This is a genomic window from Leptolyngbya sp. FACHB-321 (assembly GCF_014695975.1).
In the GTDB taxonomy this organism is placed as follows: domain Bacteria; phylum Cyanobacteriota; class Cyanobacteriia; order Leptolyngbyales; family Leptolyngbyaceae; genus Stenomitos.
The window spans coordinates 103,943-119,041 of the sequence record NZ_JACJPI010000061.1 but is presented as its reverse complement, the minus strand read 5'-3'; the positions used below and the strand labels follow the sequence as shown (position 1 = coordinate 119,041).

Annotated in this window: 16 protein-coding genes; 8 read left to right on the top strand and 8 right to left on the bottom strand. The window is 49.8% G+C overall.

Features of this window, described 5'->3' with window-relative positions:
* Positions 1-9: 9 nt before the first annotated feature.
* Positions 10-189: a hypothetical protein gene (locus tag H6F76_RS15245; protein WP_190509449.1), complete on the bottom strand. Its 180-nt coding sequence runs from the start codon at positions 187-189 to the stop codon at positions 10-12.
* A gap of 205 nt (positions 190-394) precedes the next feature.
* On the opposite strand from H6F76_RS15245, the gene H6F76_RS15240 reads away from it, so the two are divergent.
* Positions 395-1,405: an acyltransferase gene (locus tag H6F76_RS15240; RefSeq protein WP_190509447.1), complete on the top strand. Its 1,011-nt coding sequence runs from the start codon at positions 395-397 to the stop codon at positions 1,403-1,405.
* Positions 1,406-2,240: 835 nt separating this feature from the next.
* Positions 2,241-2,744 carry a DNA recombination-mediator protein A gene (locus H6F76_RS15235; RefSeq protein ID WP_190447224.1) on the top strand — a complete coding sequence of 168 codons (504 nt, stop codon included), beginning with the start codon at positions 2,241-2,243 and terminating at the stop codon, positions 2,742-2,744.
* Positions 2,745-2,811: 67 nt separating this feature from the next.
* Here the strand turns inward: H6F76_RS15235 and gloB are convergent, their stop codons facing one another.
* Positions 2,812-3,585 (bottom strand): hydroxyacylglutathione hydrolase, encoded by a 774-nt coding sequence (gloB, locus tag H6F76_RS15230; RefSeq protein ID WP_190509445.1) that lies wholly within the window; start codon positions 3,583-3,585, stop codon positions 2,812-2,814.
* 345 nt (positions 3,586-3,930) lie between these two features.
* Here gloB and H6F76_RS15225 point away from each other — a divergent pair, with 345 nt between their 5' ends.
* The gene (locus H6F76_RS15225) at positions 3,931-4,134 is read left to right on the top strand and encodes a hypothetical protein (protein WP_190447226.1); all 204 of its coding nucleotides are present in this window, start codon (positions 3,931-3,933) and stop codon (positions 4,132-4,134) included.
* 89 nt (positions 4,135-4,223) lie between these two features.
* Here the strand turns inward: H6F76_RS15225 and nblB are convergent, their stop codons facing one another.
* The 5 genes from nblB to H6F76_RS15200 form a co-directional block, all read right to left on the bottom strand.
* Complete coding sequence (gene nblB, locus H6F76_RS15220) at positions 4,224-4,883, bottom strand: phycobilisome degradation protein NblB (protein WP_190509443.1); 660 nt, start codon at positions 4,881-4,883, stop codon at positions 4,224-4,226.
* A gap of 100 nt (positions 4,884-4,983) precedes the next feature.
* On the bottom strand, positions 4,984-5,451 hold the full coding sequence (locus H6F76_RS15215) for a CBS domain-containing protein (RefSeq protein ID WP_190509441.1): 468 nt from the start codon (positions 5,449-5,451) through the stop codon (positions 4,984-4,986).
* Between the two features lie 235 nt (positions 5,452-5,686).
* On the bottom strand, positions 5,687-6,736 hold the full coding sequence (locus tag H6F76_RS15210; protein ID WP_199322133.1) for an S-layer homology domain-containing protein: 1,050 nt from the start codon (positions 6,734-6,736) through the stop codon (positions 5,687-5,689).
* A gap of 203 nt (positions 6,737-6,939) precedes the next feature.
* Complete coding sequence (locus H6F76_RS15205) at positions 6,940-7,746, bottom strand: RDD family protein (protein ID WP_190509437.1); 807 nt, start codon at positions 7,744-7,746, stop codon at positions 6,940-6,942.
* A gap of 7 nt (positions 7,747-7,753) precedes the next feature.
* Positions 7,754-8,755: a DUF975 domain-containing protein gene (locus H6F76_RS15200; RefSeq protein WP_190509435.1), complete on the bottom strand. Its 1,002-nt coding sequence runs from the start codon at positions 8,753-8,755 to the stop codon at positions 7,754-7,756.
* 84 nt (positions 8,756-8,839) lie between these two features.
* Between H6F76_RS15200 and H6F76_RS15195 the strand changes: the two genes are divergently transcribed.
* The 5 genes from H6F76_RS15195 (at position 8,840) to H6F76_RS15175 (ending at position 14,563) form a co-directional block, all read left to right on the top strand.
* A complete protein-coding gene (locus H6F76_RS15195; RefSeq protein WP_190509433.1) occupies positions 8,840-9,814 on the top strand; it encodes a stage II sporulation protein M in 975 nt (324 codons plus the stop codon).
* 283 nt (positions 9,815-10,097) lie between these two features.
* Positions 10,098-11,219: an iron-containing redox enzyme family protein gene (locus H6F76_RS15190; protein ID WP_242036676.1), complete on the top strand. Its 1,122-nt coding sequence runs from the start codon at positions 10,098-10,100 to the stop codon at positions 11,217-11,219.
* Positions 11,220-11,409: 190 nt separating this feature from the next.
* Positions 11,410-11,892: a Fe-S cluster assembly sulfur transfer protein SufU gene (gene sufU / locus H6F76_RS15185; RefSeq protein ID WP_190509431.1), complete on the top strand. Its 483-nt coding sequence runs from the start codon at positions 11,410-11,412 to the stop codon at positions 11,890-11,892.
* Between the two features lie 24 nt (positions 11,893-11,916).
* Positions 11,917-13,194, top strand: coding sequence for an adenosylmethionine--8-amino-7-oxononanoate transaminase (bioA, locus tag H6F76_RS15180; RefSeq protein WP_190509429.1), 1,278 nt, complete (start codon positions 11,917-11,919; stop codon positions 13,192-13,194).
* A gap of 136 nt (positions 13,195-13,330) precedes the next feature.
* Positions 13,331-14,563: a DUF4336 domain-containing protein gene (locus H6F76_RS15175; protein ID WP_347276037.1), complete on the top strand. Its 1,233-nt coding sequence runs from the start codon at positions 13,331-13,333 to the stop codon at positions 14,561-14,563.
* Positions 14,564-14,762: 199 nt separating this feature from the next.
* Here the strand turns inward: H6F76_RS15175 and H6F76_RS15170 are convergent, their stop codons facing one another.
* Positions 14,763-15,041, bottom strand: coding sequence for a hypothetical protein (locus tag H6F76_RS15170; RefSeq protein WP_190509427.1), 279 nt, complete (start codon positions 15,039-15,041; stop codon positions 14,763-14,765).
* Between the last annotated feature and the right edge of the window lie 58 nt (positions 15,042-15,099).

Here is a 15,099-nt window from a genome sequence, read left to right as displayed (position 1 = left end):
TACATTGTCTTACAGAATGGTTCGCCAGCCTAAACGCTCCAGATTTTGACGCTGACCGCAAACAATAGTGTTCGTACTTGGGCAAACAATAGTGACGCTTTGATGGAGGTCAATGGTGCGGATGTAGCAGTCCGCTGCTTGCTTTATATATCGATCGCACACTACTTTCTGTCCAACTTTCCAGCTCATTACAAACGTCTGCACATTACTTACTGCTAGCAGCATAGAGTGGGTTACAGCTGGAGCGCATCCTGCGATCGTCCACCGTTTAGGTAGTTTGGTGTTGCTACAGTCAGGTGGTTCGTTTCGTTGTTTGCCTACGGCTCCGGCTTGAATTAGTTAAATAGTACTGAGTATTGCTAAACTTGCTTGTCTTTATAATTGGAATTAAGTAGTGCCTCAACATCGTACTCGCTTTAACCTTCTTCAAGCTTTACGCTTCTTTGCGGCATTGAATGTTGTTATCCTTCACAGCGGGTACTACATCAAAGTCAACGGAAATCGCTCCGAAGCTTTCCTGCTTCTTTTCAATGAGAGAGTGCTTGGCTACAGCGTCTTCCTATTCTTTGCCATTAGCGGTTTCGTGCTCATGCCCACCTTGGAGCGATCTACCACTACTCAATTCTTGGTACAACGCTTTTTGCGGATTTACCCAGCTTTCTGGGGTGCAACTTGTCTTTTTGCTGCCGCGCACTTTGTAATCTTTAAAGAACCAATAGCTCTTGATTGGCGATCACTAATCCTACTGCCGCTTGGTGTTTTACCCTACCCACTTGGGGTCGAGTGGTCCCTGATATATGAAATTTTCTTCTACCTAATGCTGGCAGCACTCTCTCTTCTACGTTCCCGTTTACTATTTAACTTAGCTCTAGCTTTCTGGGGGCTGATTATTTTAGTAGGCTACTTTACTGTGGGTTCACTTCTAACACAACCACTGCCAACTTGGAATATTATTCCTTTCTCACTCATGAATCTGTCCTTTATTGCTGGTATTGTTTCTTATCAGCTCTATTCTTACATCATCCCGTACCGTTGGTTATTGTTGCCAGTTTCGCTTGTCAGTTTGTGTATTGCTCGTTTTAGCTCCGACCCGCTCCTGGTTTTCTCAGGACTAGCGATTGGTTGTGGATCTCTGGTGACTTTTGCTGCGGCTCAGGCTACGGTAAGAGATTTGAGCGCTAAGTCTTTTTTAGTAAAACTGGGTAATTATTCTTACGGTACGTACTTGCTGCACGTACCTGTGCTGCTGCTAATAATCAAGCTATCGACACCACGGGTATCTACTTGGATACTATCTGTCCTCTGCATTATATTAGCTTTACTGGTGGGAGCTATATTTGGGTGGATCGAGCTGAGACTCTATCAAAAGACTAAACATTTCATTACTGCTAAAAAACGAGATTGACTGAATATTACATAAATAAATTTAAGAGGCATCAACTATAAGCAATCTGAGTTGGGGCGTTACCATTGTGACTAAACATGACTACTGTAGCACTCCAGGGGTAGCGACGTTTATAATAAGCGCCTCACCGATAGAACTGCCATATATTTGCCAGTTCTATTTCTTTCTTATATGTATCCGCTAATTCGGACTCAAAAGTTTAGTGGTTTAACCTCTAATCAGTGTTTCAGCTTCTATACAATAGAGTTTCAGCTATTCAGTCAAATGGCTGAAATGGCTGAATATTACGGACAAAGTTATTCAGTTATTATAATCTCGTTAGGGTTATCCAGAGTTAAACGATCAAACCACGATGAGGTTGCTCGGTCTTGGGTTAAAGTGCTTCTTCAAATTGAAGAAACGCTCATTCAAAATGGCATCTTGGATGATGAATTTGTTTTCTACGTGCTGAAAAAGAAGTAGCCCTAAAGTAATGACGTTTTCACTTATGGCTCTCTACTAATATTTGAGCGTAGACAACTCCTAAAGCGACCATAACCAGATCGAAGACATTCGATCGTGCTTTGGGTAAGTTGTTAGGCAATCTATGATAGTGACGGTTGCAGCACCAGAGCGCTATCACCAGCTTATAATCACTTCTTTACTGCCCCACGGAGTAATCGTCTTAGCGACCTATTAGTGAGCGCTTGCTAGGGTGACACAGCTGATAGCTAACGCTGTGTTGTGGCTTTTAGCATGCTGAAACAACCTTCCTCAATCTGATCAACGGTGTTGAGGCGCTGCAACACTAGCGCCGTCTGCTAATATATTTAAGTTGTTCAGGTTGATAGCATCGTTGAGTCAGTCCATAGACCTGCCCAAGGTAGACGATTTTTTACAAGAACTGGCGACCATTCAGCAAACAGGCGCGAAGCGCATTGCGCTGCTAGGCTCTCGTCACGTTCCCATTACGCATCAGAACTTGATTGAAATGATGAGCTACGCTCTGGTGTTAGAGGGCAACCGCTTAATTACGTCTGGTGCTACAGGCACAAATCAGGCGGCAATTCGAGGTGCGATGCGGGCAGACCCAGCGCTGCTAACGGTAATTTTGCCGCAAAGCATGGAACGCCAGCCGCGTGAATCGCGCGAACAGTTAGAGCAAGTCATGCATCTGGTGGAAAATCCTGGCAACAATACCCTGTCTTTGGCAGAAGCAAGCGCACTCTGCAACTCTGAAATCATCTCGCGCTGTCAACAGCTTATTTGTTTCGCCTTTCATGACAGCCAAACTCTCCTCACAACCTGTCATGAAGCCGAAGACCAGCGCAAGATCGTGACGTTGTTTTACTTCGATTAGGCGATCGCTCAAGCGCTTGCGCTTGCCGTGGCTACCTAGTTCTTTCAGAACGTTGGGAGGCTGGTGTTTAGAAGCGCTCCTTCATGCCTCGTAAACGGGCGAAGGTCTGGATGTCATTCTCAGCGTTAACAATACCTCGTAGCCCCAGATCATCCCACCGCAAAAAGGGATTGGTGCGCTTCTCTACACCTAAATTTGACGGAATAGTGGCTTCGTTATGACTACGAGCAGTTCTCACCGCTGCTAACCGCTCTTGTAACGCTATATTTGCGCGATCGACTGTCAGAGCAAACTCCAGGTTCTTCAACGTGTATTCATGGGCGCACCACATGCGCGTTTTGTCTGGTAAGGCGCGGAGTTTACTCAGGGAATCGACCATTTGCGTTGGCGTGCCTTCAAACAGCCTGCCGCACCCACCTGCAAACAGCGTATCGCCACAAAAAAGCTCGCCTGGTTCGTCCACTGTAGTGGGCGCAAAGTAGTAGGCAATGTGAGCGCGAGTATGACCGGGTACAAAGAATACTTCGGCGCTGCGGTTAGCAAAAGAGACACGATCGCCCTCCTGCAAAAAGATTGTTTGTCCGGGTATTCTGCCCCGGTCTTCTGCCCCACCATAAACGATAGCCTCAGGAAACTGCTGCAAGAGTCTAGTGTTGCCGCCCACATGATCTGAATGGTGGTGCGTATTGAAGACTGCCACTAGCGTTGCGCCCAGCTCTTTCAAGCGTTCTAGCACAGGGCTTGCTTCAGCCGGATCGACAACAGCTGCAATGTTTTGCTCTGGCTCATGCAGCAAAAAGATGTAATTGTCAGAGAGCGCCGAGAGCCGATAAACCTGCATGGCTAAACATCCTAAAGTAGTTGCTACCCGCTTACCTTAGCAAACAGGTGAGAAAACGCGGTGGCGGAGCATTGCCATAACTTCATTAATGCTTCATCATGCTGACCCCTATGATCGCACAGTCTCCATAGAACTATTGCTACAAGAGGCTTAGCGGTGGGAATAATCAATCTACTAGCAACTACTAAGGGACACGGATTAAAGACACGAATTAAATAGAGTTACATTCTTCACATGAAGGCGCGGCATTGTGATGCCCCTACAGCTTGTGAGGTCTACAGATATTTAATTCAGCATCCTATAATTCAGAACCCTAAAAACGCACTGGGTTAAAAAGGGAGCATCATGCGGAGCATTCAAGGTCAGCCAAAGGCAACACTTTATCAACTGGTTGATCACATTCTTGCGGCTGGTGAAATAAGTCGGCAGGATCATCTGCAACTCACCTCCATTCTGCTGGCTGAACAAAAACTTCTGGATAGCGAACGCAACAAAATCAACCGCATTTTCGATCAAATCAGTACTGGTCGTCTAAAACTGATTAATTAAGCAGCCTTACGTTCCGATGCCTCGGTGTTTTGATCACTGTGTAGATGGGGCGTTGCAAGCAACGCCCTTTTTTTGCCTATTTTGAGGTTCTACTTTTTGAGGTAGTTGCGGGCTTCCTGGGCGACCTGCTCCATGTCGTCTTGAGCCAGTGTTTCTAAAGTGGCTTGACCCGTCGCATGATCCAGGTGGGCGAGTGCCTGCACGACTCGATAGCGGATTTGCCAATCGGGATTAGTTGCAAACGGGATGAGCAGTTGAATGGCGCGATCGTCGCCTAATTCGCCTAAAGAGCCGATCGCTGCCGTTTGCAGTAGCTCGTTATCAGACTTCAGCGCTTCTTCTAACAAACCAAACGCCCGATTGTCGCCCAGTTCGCCTAACGTCGCTACAATGCTGAACTTCACCAACCATTCAGAGGTCGTGTGATAAAGCTGTTGCAGATCATCAAACACCTCAGTTAACTGGAGTGCCCCGATCGAATCAGCAGCGGCTGCCTGCACGTCTGTTTCTTCGTCACGCAGGCGCTCGCGTAGGATGGTTGCCACCTGAGGCAAATCTTGCTGTCCCAGCGTAGACAATTGACTGACTGCTGCGTAGCGTACACGCGGGTTGCTATCTTGAATGGCAACCTGAATTAACTTAAAGCCGATCGACGGTTCCAATTGTCTGATTTGGTTCACTGCTCGCAAGCGATCGCCAAAATCCGACGACTCCAACAACACGCCAACCGATTCAGGTGTAATACTCATGCTGATCAATCTCGTTTTTTAATAATGATTTATGGGTGAGGAGGACCGAATGAGGAGTCAGTAGTGAATGCTCAGAAGCAAACTAACTCAAAACCGTCCCCTAGCCGTCCTGCTCTGCTGCCATAACCCGAATCACGTCACCACGGGTAAGAATGCCAACCACTTGCCCTTTAGCATCCAGCACTGGCAGACGATGAATTTTATGGTCGTGCATGAGTTGTGCGGCTTCCCGTAGCGATTTTTCAGGAGTGACAGTAATCGGCTTTTGGCTCATGACTTCCTTAACGGTTTGCCCCAATGCCTTATGCAAGTCGCGCTCGTATTGTCCGGGGTTCTCTAGATAGATCACACTGTCTAGCAGCATGATATAAGGCGGCTGTTTTACTCCGGTTTCGCGCCACATAAGGTCAGTTTCAGAAATGACCCCAACAAGTTTGCCTGTGTTGTCAACAACAGGTAAACCGCTGATCTTCCGATCGGAAATTGTCCGAATAACGTCTGTAAGCGGTGTCTCAGGTGTGACAGTGATGGGGTCACGGGTCATCACATCGGCAACGGTTTTGGGCATACTGCTTCGGCACTCTCGTATCGTTTGCTAGGGCGATCGCTAAACAGGTTGTGGGCATTCAAGGGTCTATGGAGGCATTACTCTAGCTCAGGGAACACCCCTTTAGCCTGCCCTTGCCCAGATAGCGACTGCTCTAAAATCATTGTAGGGAACTGTGAAGACCAACCCGACGCGATTCATAGGATGTTACAGACGGGATGACGGCTGCTCCATACGGTCATTGGTTCAAACGCTCTTAAGGCTTGGAAGGTATCTTAAGTGCATCCTGAGCCGACTGCCCATCACCCTGAAAGCCAAAATACCAGAGCGCAGCAGCAGCTTCGGCACGAGTGACAGCCTTCTTGGGTTGCAACAATGTGGTGTAACCAAACGCACGCCGAAGATTGGCTAAATCGCCGTTTTGGAAATCGGCTAACACCGCTCGCATCGCTTTAGGGTCGATGCGGGCAGCATCTTGAAAGCCCCAGGTTTGCTTAATGGCATCCAGACTAGCAGTTGGCAGTGCTTGACGAGTATCCGCCGGTACTTTCCAGAGAATGAGCGCTTCACGGGTGAGCGGCGCATCGGGACGAAAGGTGACAGTCGTGCTATCACCTGTTAACGGGCTGGGAATCAAGCCTGCTTCTGCTAATCCCTGAATGGCTGAAAAGTCAGGGTCTTGGCGAGGCACGTCCTGAAAGGCAGGTTGGGCAGCATCAGTACTGAGGCGAATTTGTTTAGCAGGTTGGGCAGCATAGAGCCGATTGTTTGCCGCTACTAGCCAGCGCACGTAATCACGACGAGTGATCACGCTATTGGGTTCAAACAGTGTTTTTTCTTTTGCCTGGTTGGCTTTGCTGCTGCTGCTTGCTGGTGTGAGAACGCCCAGTTGTGCCAAATCCGACACATATTGTTGTAGCGCTTTAGGCGCTTTCGTCAGGTCACTAAAGGCGATGGCGCCATCTGTCCCTGTCGCTTGCCCACCATTTGAGTTGTTAGACGCAGTGGTGGTATCAATACTGCCATCAGAATTGCCAGACGCACCAACCACTGTACTGTCTGAGAAGGGAGGGATGCTAGCTTGGCTACCGTTTGTCTGAGGCGTGACCGACGGGGACGGACTCAACGTTGGTGTAGGTGTTTCGCTGCCCTGAATAGATGGTTGAAAGGGAGGTGTTGCGCTTACCGTTGGGGTTTCAGTTGGTTGAGAAGACGCATTTTCTTCTAGTTTAGGGTCAGCAGCAAAGGATTGTTCCAGCGATTCACCGAGCGAACTGTTTGCACAGCTTGTTAGGGGAATTAACAAGCAAGCAGTGAGGAGTAAGGAAGCAGGGGAGCGGCTTAGAAACACAACACACGATCGGGCAAGGGAGCAATTTCTACACTAGCGTAGATCGCTCCGGTCTGTAATTTGCAGCCTGTGACTCGCATCTTGCTACTATCACCAATCGATGGGTCTACGCAGCACTGTCTAACCGATGGTTGCACCGACTGCATTACCAATTCTGGCTAACCTCGATCGCTAAATCCCCTCCCTGCCATCTGCTGATACGCCTCATAGACGGCTTCGAGAAATTGGTCAGGCGTAGTGTTGGGGGGAATAGTTTCGAGCGCAATGACCGTCCGAAGCTGCCGTGCCAGATTCATGCTCAGGTCGTTTTTGGCTTGGGTTTCCATCGTGCGTCGTCGTTGCAGGTAGGCGCGGACAACGGCAAAGTCATCCGGCAGTAGTTGGTTCAGATCTGCCAGCTTGGGTAGATCGATCGCCAGTTGCTTTGCTGGGTCAGAAATGGTCAGCGTGGCTTTGCGATCGCCCCGTTGTTCCTGTACGACGAGCGTTCCGGCTGCCCAATCGCCCAGTCGTTTTTCTTGCTTGCCCAAGAGAATGAAGAAAACGCCAATGAAGAAAAGGTCATCTAGTGGTCGCAATAAAGCACGCATTGCGGCTTGCGCTAGCCCAATCGGTCTACCATCATCGCGGATAACGCGAATTTTGGTCATGCGTTTGCCGGGGGTTTGCCCTTGCCAAATGACCTCAAAAAAAGCGAAGTAGCCTGTAAAGAGGAAGAAACTGATCAGTAGCGCGATCGCCAGTAGCCAGAGTGGAGCTGAGGCGTAGCTGAAATTGGCTTGGCTCAGATAGCTCATCAGTCCAAGGCTAAACACGCTCCAAACCACCCAGAAGCCAACCAGCAACAGACCCAAAATTTGGTAGTCAATCGCTAATGCCAGCGTGCGATTGCCGATACCTGCCAGCGTAAACTCTAGCTCGATGCTTTCTGGTGTGGATAACGAAACTCGGTTGAAGAAACGCATGGGGTGATTAGTTCAATGTGCCGCGATCGTGTGTACCGCGATCGCGCAACTGTAAGCCCAAGCCTTCACGGCGACTCCGCAGATCGTAATATATGACCGCTTTGATGGTCTGCCACAGTGGTATGACGACGATCGAAACGGCGAAGCTCAAAACATACGTGATTACAAGAGACAGCGCGGTATAGCTAGGATCACCAGGCGTAAAACCAGCGGCTTCAATCATCGCATTGGTGGCACTAATCCCAATCTGTACCAGCAGTTGAATGGGCATTGTCACCAAAGACGTGATGAACAAAATGAGAGCAATTCGCCAGGCACTGCCTTTTGTCAGTGACCACATGCGATCGATTGTTTTCGTTGCGGTAACTCCAGGTTCCACTGCTAAAGGGACTTCAGCCGCCACAAAGCGGGCAGCAAACCAGAACAGAAAGACCAAAAATGCCAGCAAGAGGAGGAGAAACAGGAGACCGATTAGCACGAATGTACCACCGTTTGCCGCTAGTGCTTCTGGTGATGGGTTCGAGAAAAGCGACAACCCACCCGCTGCGCTTAACAAACCCACAACGGCGATCGCCAGCACCAGGTAAAAGACAATGGCAACACCCATGCCAATCAAGCCCAGTAGCAGTGACGCGATGAGAAAACTCCACTGACGCGATCGCACATAACGACGAGCATCCTTCAAGGATTCGGGCTGGTTGGTCAGTTCACCAAACGCCAGACGTGCGATCAACGCTAAGTTGGTCAGGTACTTGGCAGTGGCATACAGAAGCAGCACAATCAAGGCAGGAATGATCAAGCCCAGTGTGGCGTAGTAGTTCTGCACTGACACAAAAAATAGAACGACCGGGATGACCGCAGCAAACGGCAGCAGAATCCATAGCGTTGCAAAAAGGGCGATCGTCAAATATTGCTTGGCGTGAGTGCTGTAAAGCTGAAACCCAGCGCTAACAACATTACCCACACTAAGCGGCTGGACGGAACTAGGCGAATTAGAAGGAGAAGCCATGAGCTACACTTTGGCTATTCAGAGCATTAGATGTTGACGCGATTCTAAACGATCTTTCTACGGTCCCAGAAAATATCACAGATTATGAACATTCAGCGCTGGCTGGCGCGGCGGCAACCCAGTTGGGGTGAACTGGATACCCTGCTCAAAAAAGCAGAAAAGCAAGGCTTAAAAGCACTGGATGCCAACGAAATCCGGCAACTTGCTAGCTTGTATCGATCGACCGCTGCTGACCTGGCACGCGCCCGCACTCATGAAGTAGGCGACCTTATTGTGCAAGATTTACAGACGCTGGCAACCCGTAGCTATACCCAAATCTATCAAGGGTCGCGCCGTCAAGAATGGCAAGCCCTCTGGTTGTTCTATCGCTGGGGGTTTCCAGCCGTTGTACAGCAGTCACGAGGTTACATTGCTCTAGCAGCAGGCTTATTCGTCATCGCAGGCTTAGTGTCGTGGTGGTTAGCATGGCGTGATCCTGCCTTTTTAGCGCTAGTGGTGCCAGCCGCAATGATCGAGCAGGTACGCGATCGTGGTGAGCTTTGGATGGGGTCGATCGTTGGTATTGAGCCGTTTGCCTCTACTAACATCATGATCAACAACATCAAGGTTTCGTTTGCGGCAGTCGCAGGCGGCATGACAGGAGGGCTATTTACTACCTATGCCATGCTTCTCAACGGCACCCTGATTGGCACGATCGGCACGTTAGTCGGGCAAAACAACCTTGCCTTGCCGTTCTGGGCGTTTGTGTTTCCCCATGGAGCGTTAGAACTGCCTGCCATCTTTCTTGCGGGTGGCGCTGGTTTCTTGCTTGCTAGAGCGCTACTGTTTCCAGGTGTTTATAAGCGATCGGAGGCGCTCAAGCTCTATGGTATTCAGGCTGTTCAATTGATCTATGGCATTGTGCCCATGCTAGTCATTGCTGGCATCATTGAAGGGTTTTTCTCACCCAATCCTGCGGTACCAGATGTGCTGAAGTACAGCGTAGGCATTGCCTTATTTACTGCCTTGGTCTGGTATTTGAGGCAGAAACCGGGCGATCGACTTGAGGTGAAGAGGTAAGGGGATGAGGGAGTAAAGAGGTGAAGGAGTGAAGAATTAGTAGAAATATGGCAACGCTAACGCCCCTTCCACCTTTCTACCCTTTCACCCTTTTACCTTCCCGCCTTCCCACTCTTCCACCTTCCTACTCTTTCACCTTCCCACCCTTCCACGCCTTTACCAGGTAAGATATTCTCTCTCTAGATACGTATGTAGACGATTAAATCTACTACTCAAGTAGATGAAGTTTATGTAACAAACCATCACGATAAAGGGGTATTCAGGAAAAACTTCAACGAACCTTATGCGCCGTTACCAAGAGATGTCAGACCGCGAAATGTCAGACCGTTTAACGTCAGCAGTTATGCATCATCCACTGACACGTGCAACTGCACCCGACTACGACGAAGCCGAACAGCTATTTCTTACTCTACTCAACACTCCTGCTCTTGATGAAAACCTGGAGCAATTGCTGCCCACGCGCGAGTCTTTCGAGAAGGCAGTGGCAGCGGCGTTAGTAGCGGCTTATGGTGACGTTTACAATTCCAATGAGGCGCATCGGTTTTTGCAGCGCGTGCTTTACCGCATCAACCGTCTCAAGTTCTTCTGGTACGACGCGCTAAGTAACTATGAGAATGAGCGATCGCTCTATTTGCAAACGATCCGCAACCAGATTGAAGCGGCTTGGCAAAGTTGGGAACTGTCTCAGTTGGATGTGGATAGCTTAAAGCAATTGGATGTTGTCAGTGCTCTGCGCGATCGAGTTGCTGCTGACCTTGATCCTGAGCTTTCCGCTACGGGGCGCTACTTTCGAGACGAAATGACCCTTGCAGGTTACCGCAAGCTGTTAGAGATTGCCTCGCTGGACGGTTTGATTGAAGCTAGTCAGCTTTCTCGGATGCTGGGCGGTGTTGCAAACGAGGTTCACAGCGTTCTGACTCGCCTGGTAGTAGAAGAATATGGCGCTGGCAAATTAGCACGCAAGCATTCTACCTACTTTGCCACCATGCTTTCTGACTTAGGGATGAGTACTGAACCAGAAGCTTACTTTGACGCGGTGCCGTGGGAAGTGCTGGCAATCATCAATCACAGTTTCTTACTGTCTGAACGCAAACGTGATTTTCTCCGCTATGCCGGTGGCTTACTCTATGGCGAGCTTTCGGTTCCTGCTGGCTTTAACCCTTATTATGCGGCTGCTCAACGTCTTGGCTTGTCGGACAATGCTATGAGCTACTGGACACTACACATCAAAGTTGATCAGCTTCATGGTCGCTGGATGATGGATGAAGTAGCGTTGCCCCTAGTCGATCGCTATCCTGCAGATGCCTGGGAACTGGTGCTGGGTTACGACCAACAGCGCTTAATGAGCGATCGTGCGGGCGAAGCAACAGCACGGGCGGTACGAGAGGCAGATTTAGAAGGGTAAAGAAGTGAAGGGGTAGAAGGGTGCTGAGTTTTGGCAGCTAAACGCTGGTTGCTGATTCTTAACCCTAGACGCTCTATTCCTGTCCTCCTTCCTCTACCTTCTGAATTTTGCCTTCCTTGCCTGGATGCCCCCACTAACAAAAGACGCTGATAGGATGAAGAAGGATGAATAATGTTTAAAAATTTGACTCATGTCTTCTCTTGGCAATCTGCGCGATCTATACCAGCAAGTCATTCTGGAACGCTACAAGAAGCCTCGGCATCGCGGTACAACTGAGCCGGTTGATCGTCGTCAGCGCGGGCACAATCCTTCTTGTGGTGACACAATCGAGCTTACGGTGCAGCTTGATGCAACGGGTGATCGCATTGAAACGGTCAAATTTGAGGGAGAAGGTTGCGCGATCGCGATGGCATCGGCAGACTTGATGGCAGAAGCAATGCAGGGACGCACCTTGGAGGAAGCATTGGCGATGGTGCAACACTTTCATACCATGATGCAGGGTAAGGACGAGTTCCCGACTGAGTTTCGCAAGCTGAACGTGATGCAAGGTGTGTCGCAATTTCCTGTACGGATTAAATGCGCGACGCTGACCTGGCAGACGCTCAAAGCAGCATTAGAAAACCCTCAAGCCAGCCAGTCAGACGGGTTTGTGAGTAATGAGGAAACGGCTTAGGCGATCGCCGTAGTCCATAAACTTATGCATCCAAACATCTGGTATCCCTATACCCAGGCAAAAACTGCTCCTGAGCCGTTGAAGGTGAAAGCTGCACAAGGGGCATGGCTTGAGCTAGAAACTGGGGAACGAATTCTCGATTGCATTTCGAGCTGGTGGGTCAATCTTCATGGTCATGCCCATCCTAAAATCGCTGAAGCGATTTTTCAGCAAGCCAAACATCTAGAGCACGTGATCTTTGCTGGTTTCACCCATGATCCAGCGGAGCAGCTTGCCGAAAAGTTGGTTAGCCGACTGCCCTCATCCTTGAGCCGTGTGTTCTATTCTGACAATGGCTCTACAGCAGTTGAAGTGGCGCTGAAGATGGCGTATCAGTATTGGACGAATCAGGGGCAACCGCGATCAACCTTTCTGGCGTTTGAAGGTGCGTATCACGGCGATACGTTTGGTGCAATGGCAGTGGGGGCACGATCGCTCTTCTCCCAAGCGTTTGCGCCCTTGTTGTTCGAGGTGGAATTTGTACCCTATCCCATTGCTCACTCTGATGCTGCGCTTGCCACGGCAACGGAGCAGACAATTCTTGATGAGATTGCACAAAAACTGAGCGAGTCGGGCGATCGCTATGCAGGCATTATCATCGAGCCGCTGGTTCAGGGTGCTTCTGGAATGCGGATGGGGCGATCGCAGTTTCTCCAGCAGTTGCAGGAGTTAGCATATGCGCATAATACCCTCCTGATTTTTGATGAAGTAATGACGGGTTTTGGTCGTACAGGTGACTGGTTTGCCTGCACCAAAACCAGAGTGGAACCAGACATTCTTTGCCTGTCAAAAGGCATTACAGGCGGTTTTTTACCCCTCTCAGTCACGGTCTGTTCCGAGGCAATTTACAACGCTTTTTATAGTGACGATCCGCTACAAACGCTTTACCACGGGCATAGCTATGCTGCCAATCCTTTAGGGTGCGCCGCAGGGTTGGCATCGCTCGAACTAATGGTAGAGCATGAACCCGCGTTTCAGCAGATGGAAGCCAAGCACAGACAGCATTTAGCCGCCTTAAGCGATCATCCCCGGCTGACCAATCTACGAGTGACGGGAACGATCGCCGCCATGGACATCATTACCGATCAACCGGGCTACCTGAGCCAACTGTCGATCGACATTCGCCATCGATCGATCGCGCAAGGTTTGCTCCTTCGTCCCTTGGGTAATGTGCTGTATCTCATGCCGCCCTACTGCATCACTGACGATGAGTTGGCTTTTATCTATCGCGGTCTTGGCACTATTCTGAATGAGCTTACCTAAGGAGAATGACTAACAGATCAATAAGTTGACTTAAGTGCAGTCAGTCTCCTTCATGGCACGCTGAACGATTTGCTAAACTTTAGCTTCAGCGATCGCATTTAAACGGCGCAAGCATTGGCATAGGAGGCATCGTGGCGTGAGTAAAACCACGATTGACAGACAGGAACGGCAGCAAGAGCAGCGCTCTAGCGATTGGTTGTGGCGATTTTGGCTTACTGTGCCGCTTTACCCACGTAGCCAGCGACGCACGCTGCGAACAGAAGTTGTGCCAGGGACAGCATGGACTTTTGACCAGATCCAGGGCATCTTTTACGTCGTAGTACCCATTCGGATGACGGTGGTGAAGCTAGATGGAGGCGGGCTGTTGGTGTATGCCCCCATTGCACCTACGCCTGAATGCCTACGGCTAGTTAATGAGCTGGTAGCTCAATACGGCGATGTAAAGTACATTATTTTGCCGACTATTTCGGGGGTTGAGCACAAGGTTTTTGTTGGTCCCTTTGCCAGGCAGTTTCAAAATGCGCACGTTTTCGTCGCACCGCATCAATGGAGCTTTCCACTGAATCTACCGTTAAGCTGGCTAGGGTTGCCTGCTAAACGGACGCACATCTTGCCAGATGACAGCAGCCAAGCGCCGTTTGCGGCTGAATTTGACTACGCCATTTTGGGTCCGATCGCGCTGGGTCCAGGGCGGTTTGCCGAAGTCGCGTTTTTTCACCGACGATCGCGCACTCTGCTTGTCACCGATACCATCGTTTCTATTCCTATCGAACCGCCTGCGATCGTGCAGCTTGACCCCTATCCACTGCTGTTCCACGCGAGAGATAGCGCTGATGATGAGGTGGTAGATAGTCCTGCTAACCGCCGCAAAGGATGGCATCGCATTGCCCTCTTTACGCTTTATTTTCGCCCCAGCGTCCTGGCAGTCAGGACTGCTAGCCAAACGATCTACAACGCCTTTAAAGCTACAGACCGTTCCCAAAAAGGCTATTTTGGACTGTTCCCGTTTCAGTGGGAGAAGGACTGGCTGCAATCGTTCCATGCCCTACAGGGTGATGGACGACTTTTCGTGGCACCGATTTTGCAAACCCTCATCCTTAATCGCGCACCACAAGAGACGCTCGACTGGGCTGACCATGTAGCTAGCTGGCCCATGCAACGCATCATTCCCTGCCACTTTGACGCTCCCATTCAGGCAGAACCGCACCAGTTTCGGCAGGCATTTGCCTTTCTGGAACAGACTCCAGCAGACGGCGAAGCTACACGCCCCCCCTTGCCAGAACAAGATTTCGAGCTGCTCAAGGCGATCGATACAAACCTGCACCGCGTTGGTATCGTACCGCCACCAAAGGAGAAAGTCAGCCGATGAAATGGTCGTAGCAGACACACTTTCTTCTATTGTGTTTTGAGATTAGCCGGCACCATGCCTGCAAGCGGTAGTGCTTAACCCAAACGCTACAAAGTTGCAGATCAAATTGTGATCAAGGGCGCAGTATGTATCGGACGATGGCTCCGTCTATTTCCTGTTGGGCAGCTAGATGCGAGTCGAGCAAAGCGCTGTATGCAGCCTAAACACTACACCAATCAGGACAGGCGCTTTCACTTTGCCAACCGTAGGGATGAAAGCCACAAATCAGCGGCGTACGCGATTCACGGCTGTAGCCATATGCCATCCCATGATAATTTGCACAACCGACACAGGGCTTAGGGCGAGTAGAAACAACGTCAGTAAAGCCTAGCTGCGATCGCAGAATGTGCCGCTTACTTTCCTGCCGCTGCCAGTTTGCATGGTCAGCCTTCCTAAACAAGTAGTGAATCTTCCCAAACGGGTACTGGGCAGAGTCCATAAGGGTACTGGTAGAAGGATATTCCTTCAGACTACCCATAATTAAGGCAGTAGACTAT

What these genes read in the sequence shown, in the direction of transcription:
- H6F76_RS15205 (WP_190509437.1), bottom strand. Translation starts at nt 7,746, where the DNA reads ATGCGTTTCTTCAACCGAGTTTCGTTATCCACACCAGAAAGCATCGAG.
- H6F76_RS15200 (WP_190509435.1), bottom strand. Translation starts at nt 8,755, where the DNA reads ATGGCTTCTCCTTCTAATTCGCCTAGTTCCGTCCAGCCGCTTAGTGTG.
- H6F76_RS15195 (WP_190509433.1), top strand. Translation starts at nt 8,840, where the DNA reads ATGAACATTCAGCGCTGGCTGGCGCGGCGGCAACCCAGTTGGGGTGAA.
- gloB (WP_190509445.1), bottom strand. Translation starts at nt 3,585, where the DNA reads ATGCAGGTTTATCGGCTCTCGGCGCTCTCTGACAATTACATCTTTTTG.
- sufU (WP_190509431.1), top strand. Translation starts at nt 11,410, where the DNA reads ATGTCTTCTCTTGGCAATCTGCGCGATCTATACCAGCAAGTCATTCTG.
- bioA (WP_190509429.1), top strand. Translation starts at nt 11,917, where the DNA reads ATGCATCCAAACATCTGGTATCCCTATACCCAGGCAAAAACTGCTCCT.
- H6F76_RS15225 (WP_190447226.1), top strand. Translation starts at nt 3,931, where the DNA reads ATGCGGAGCATTCAAGGTCAGCCAAAGGCAACACTTTATCAACTGGTT.
- H6F76_RS15190 (WP_242036676.1), top strand. Translation starts at nt 10,098, where the DNA reads ATGCGCCGTTACCAAGAGATGTCAGACCGCGAAATGTCAGACCGTTTA.
- H6F76_RS15215 (WP_190509441.1), bottom strand. Translation starts at nt 5,451, where the DNA reads ATGCCCAAAACCGTTGCCGATGTGATGACCCGTGACCCCATCACTGTC.
- H6F76_RS15170 (WP_190509427.1), bottom strand. Translation starts at nt 15,041, where the DNA reads ATGGACTCTGCCCAGTACCCGTTTGGGAAGATTCACTACTTGTTTAGG.
- H6F76_RS15245 (WP_190509449.1), bottom strand. Translation starts at nt 189, where the DNA reads ATGAGCTGGAAAGTTGGACAGAAAGTAGTGTGCGATCGATATATAAAG.
- nblB (WP_190509443.1), bottom strand. Translation starts at nt 4,883, where the DNA reads ATGAGTATTACACCTGAATCGGTTGGCGTGTTGTTGGAGTCGTCGGAT.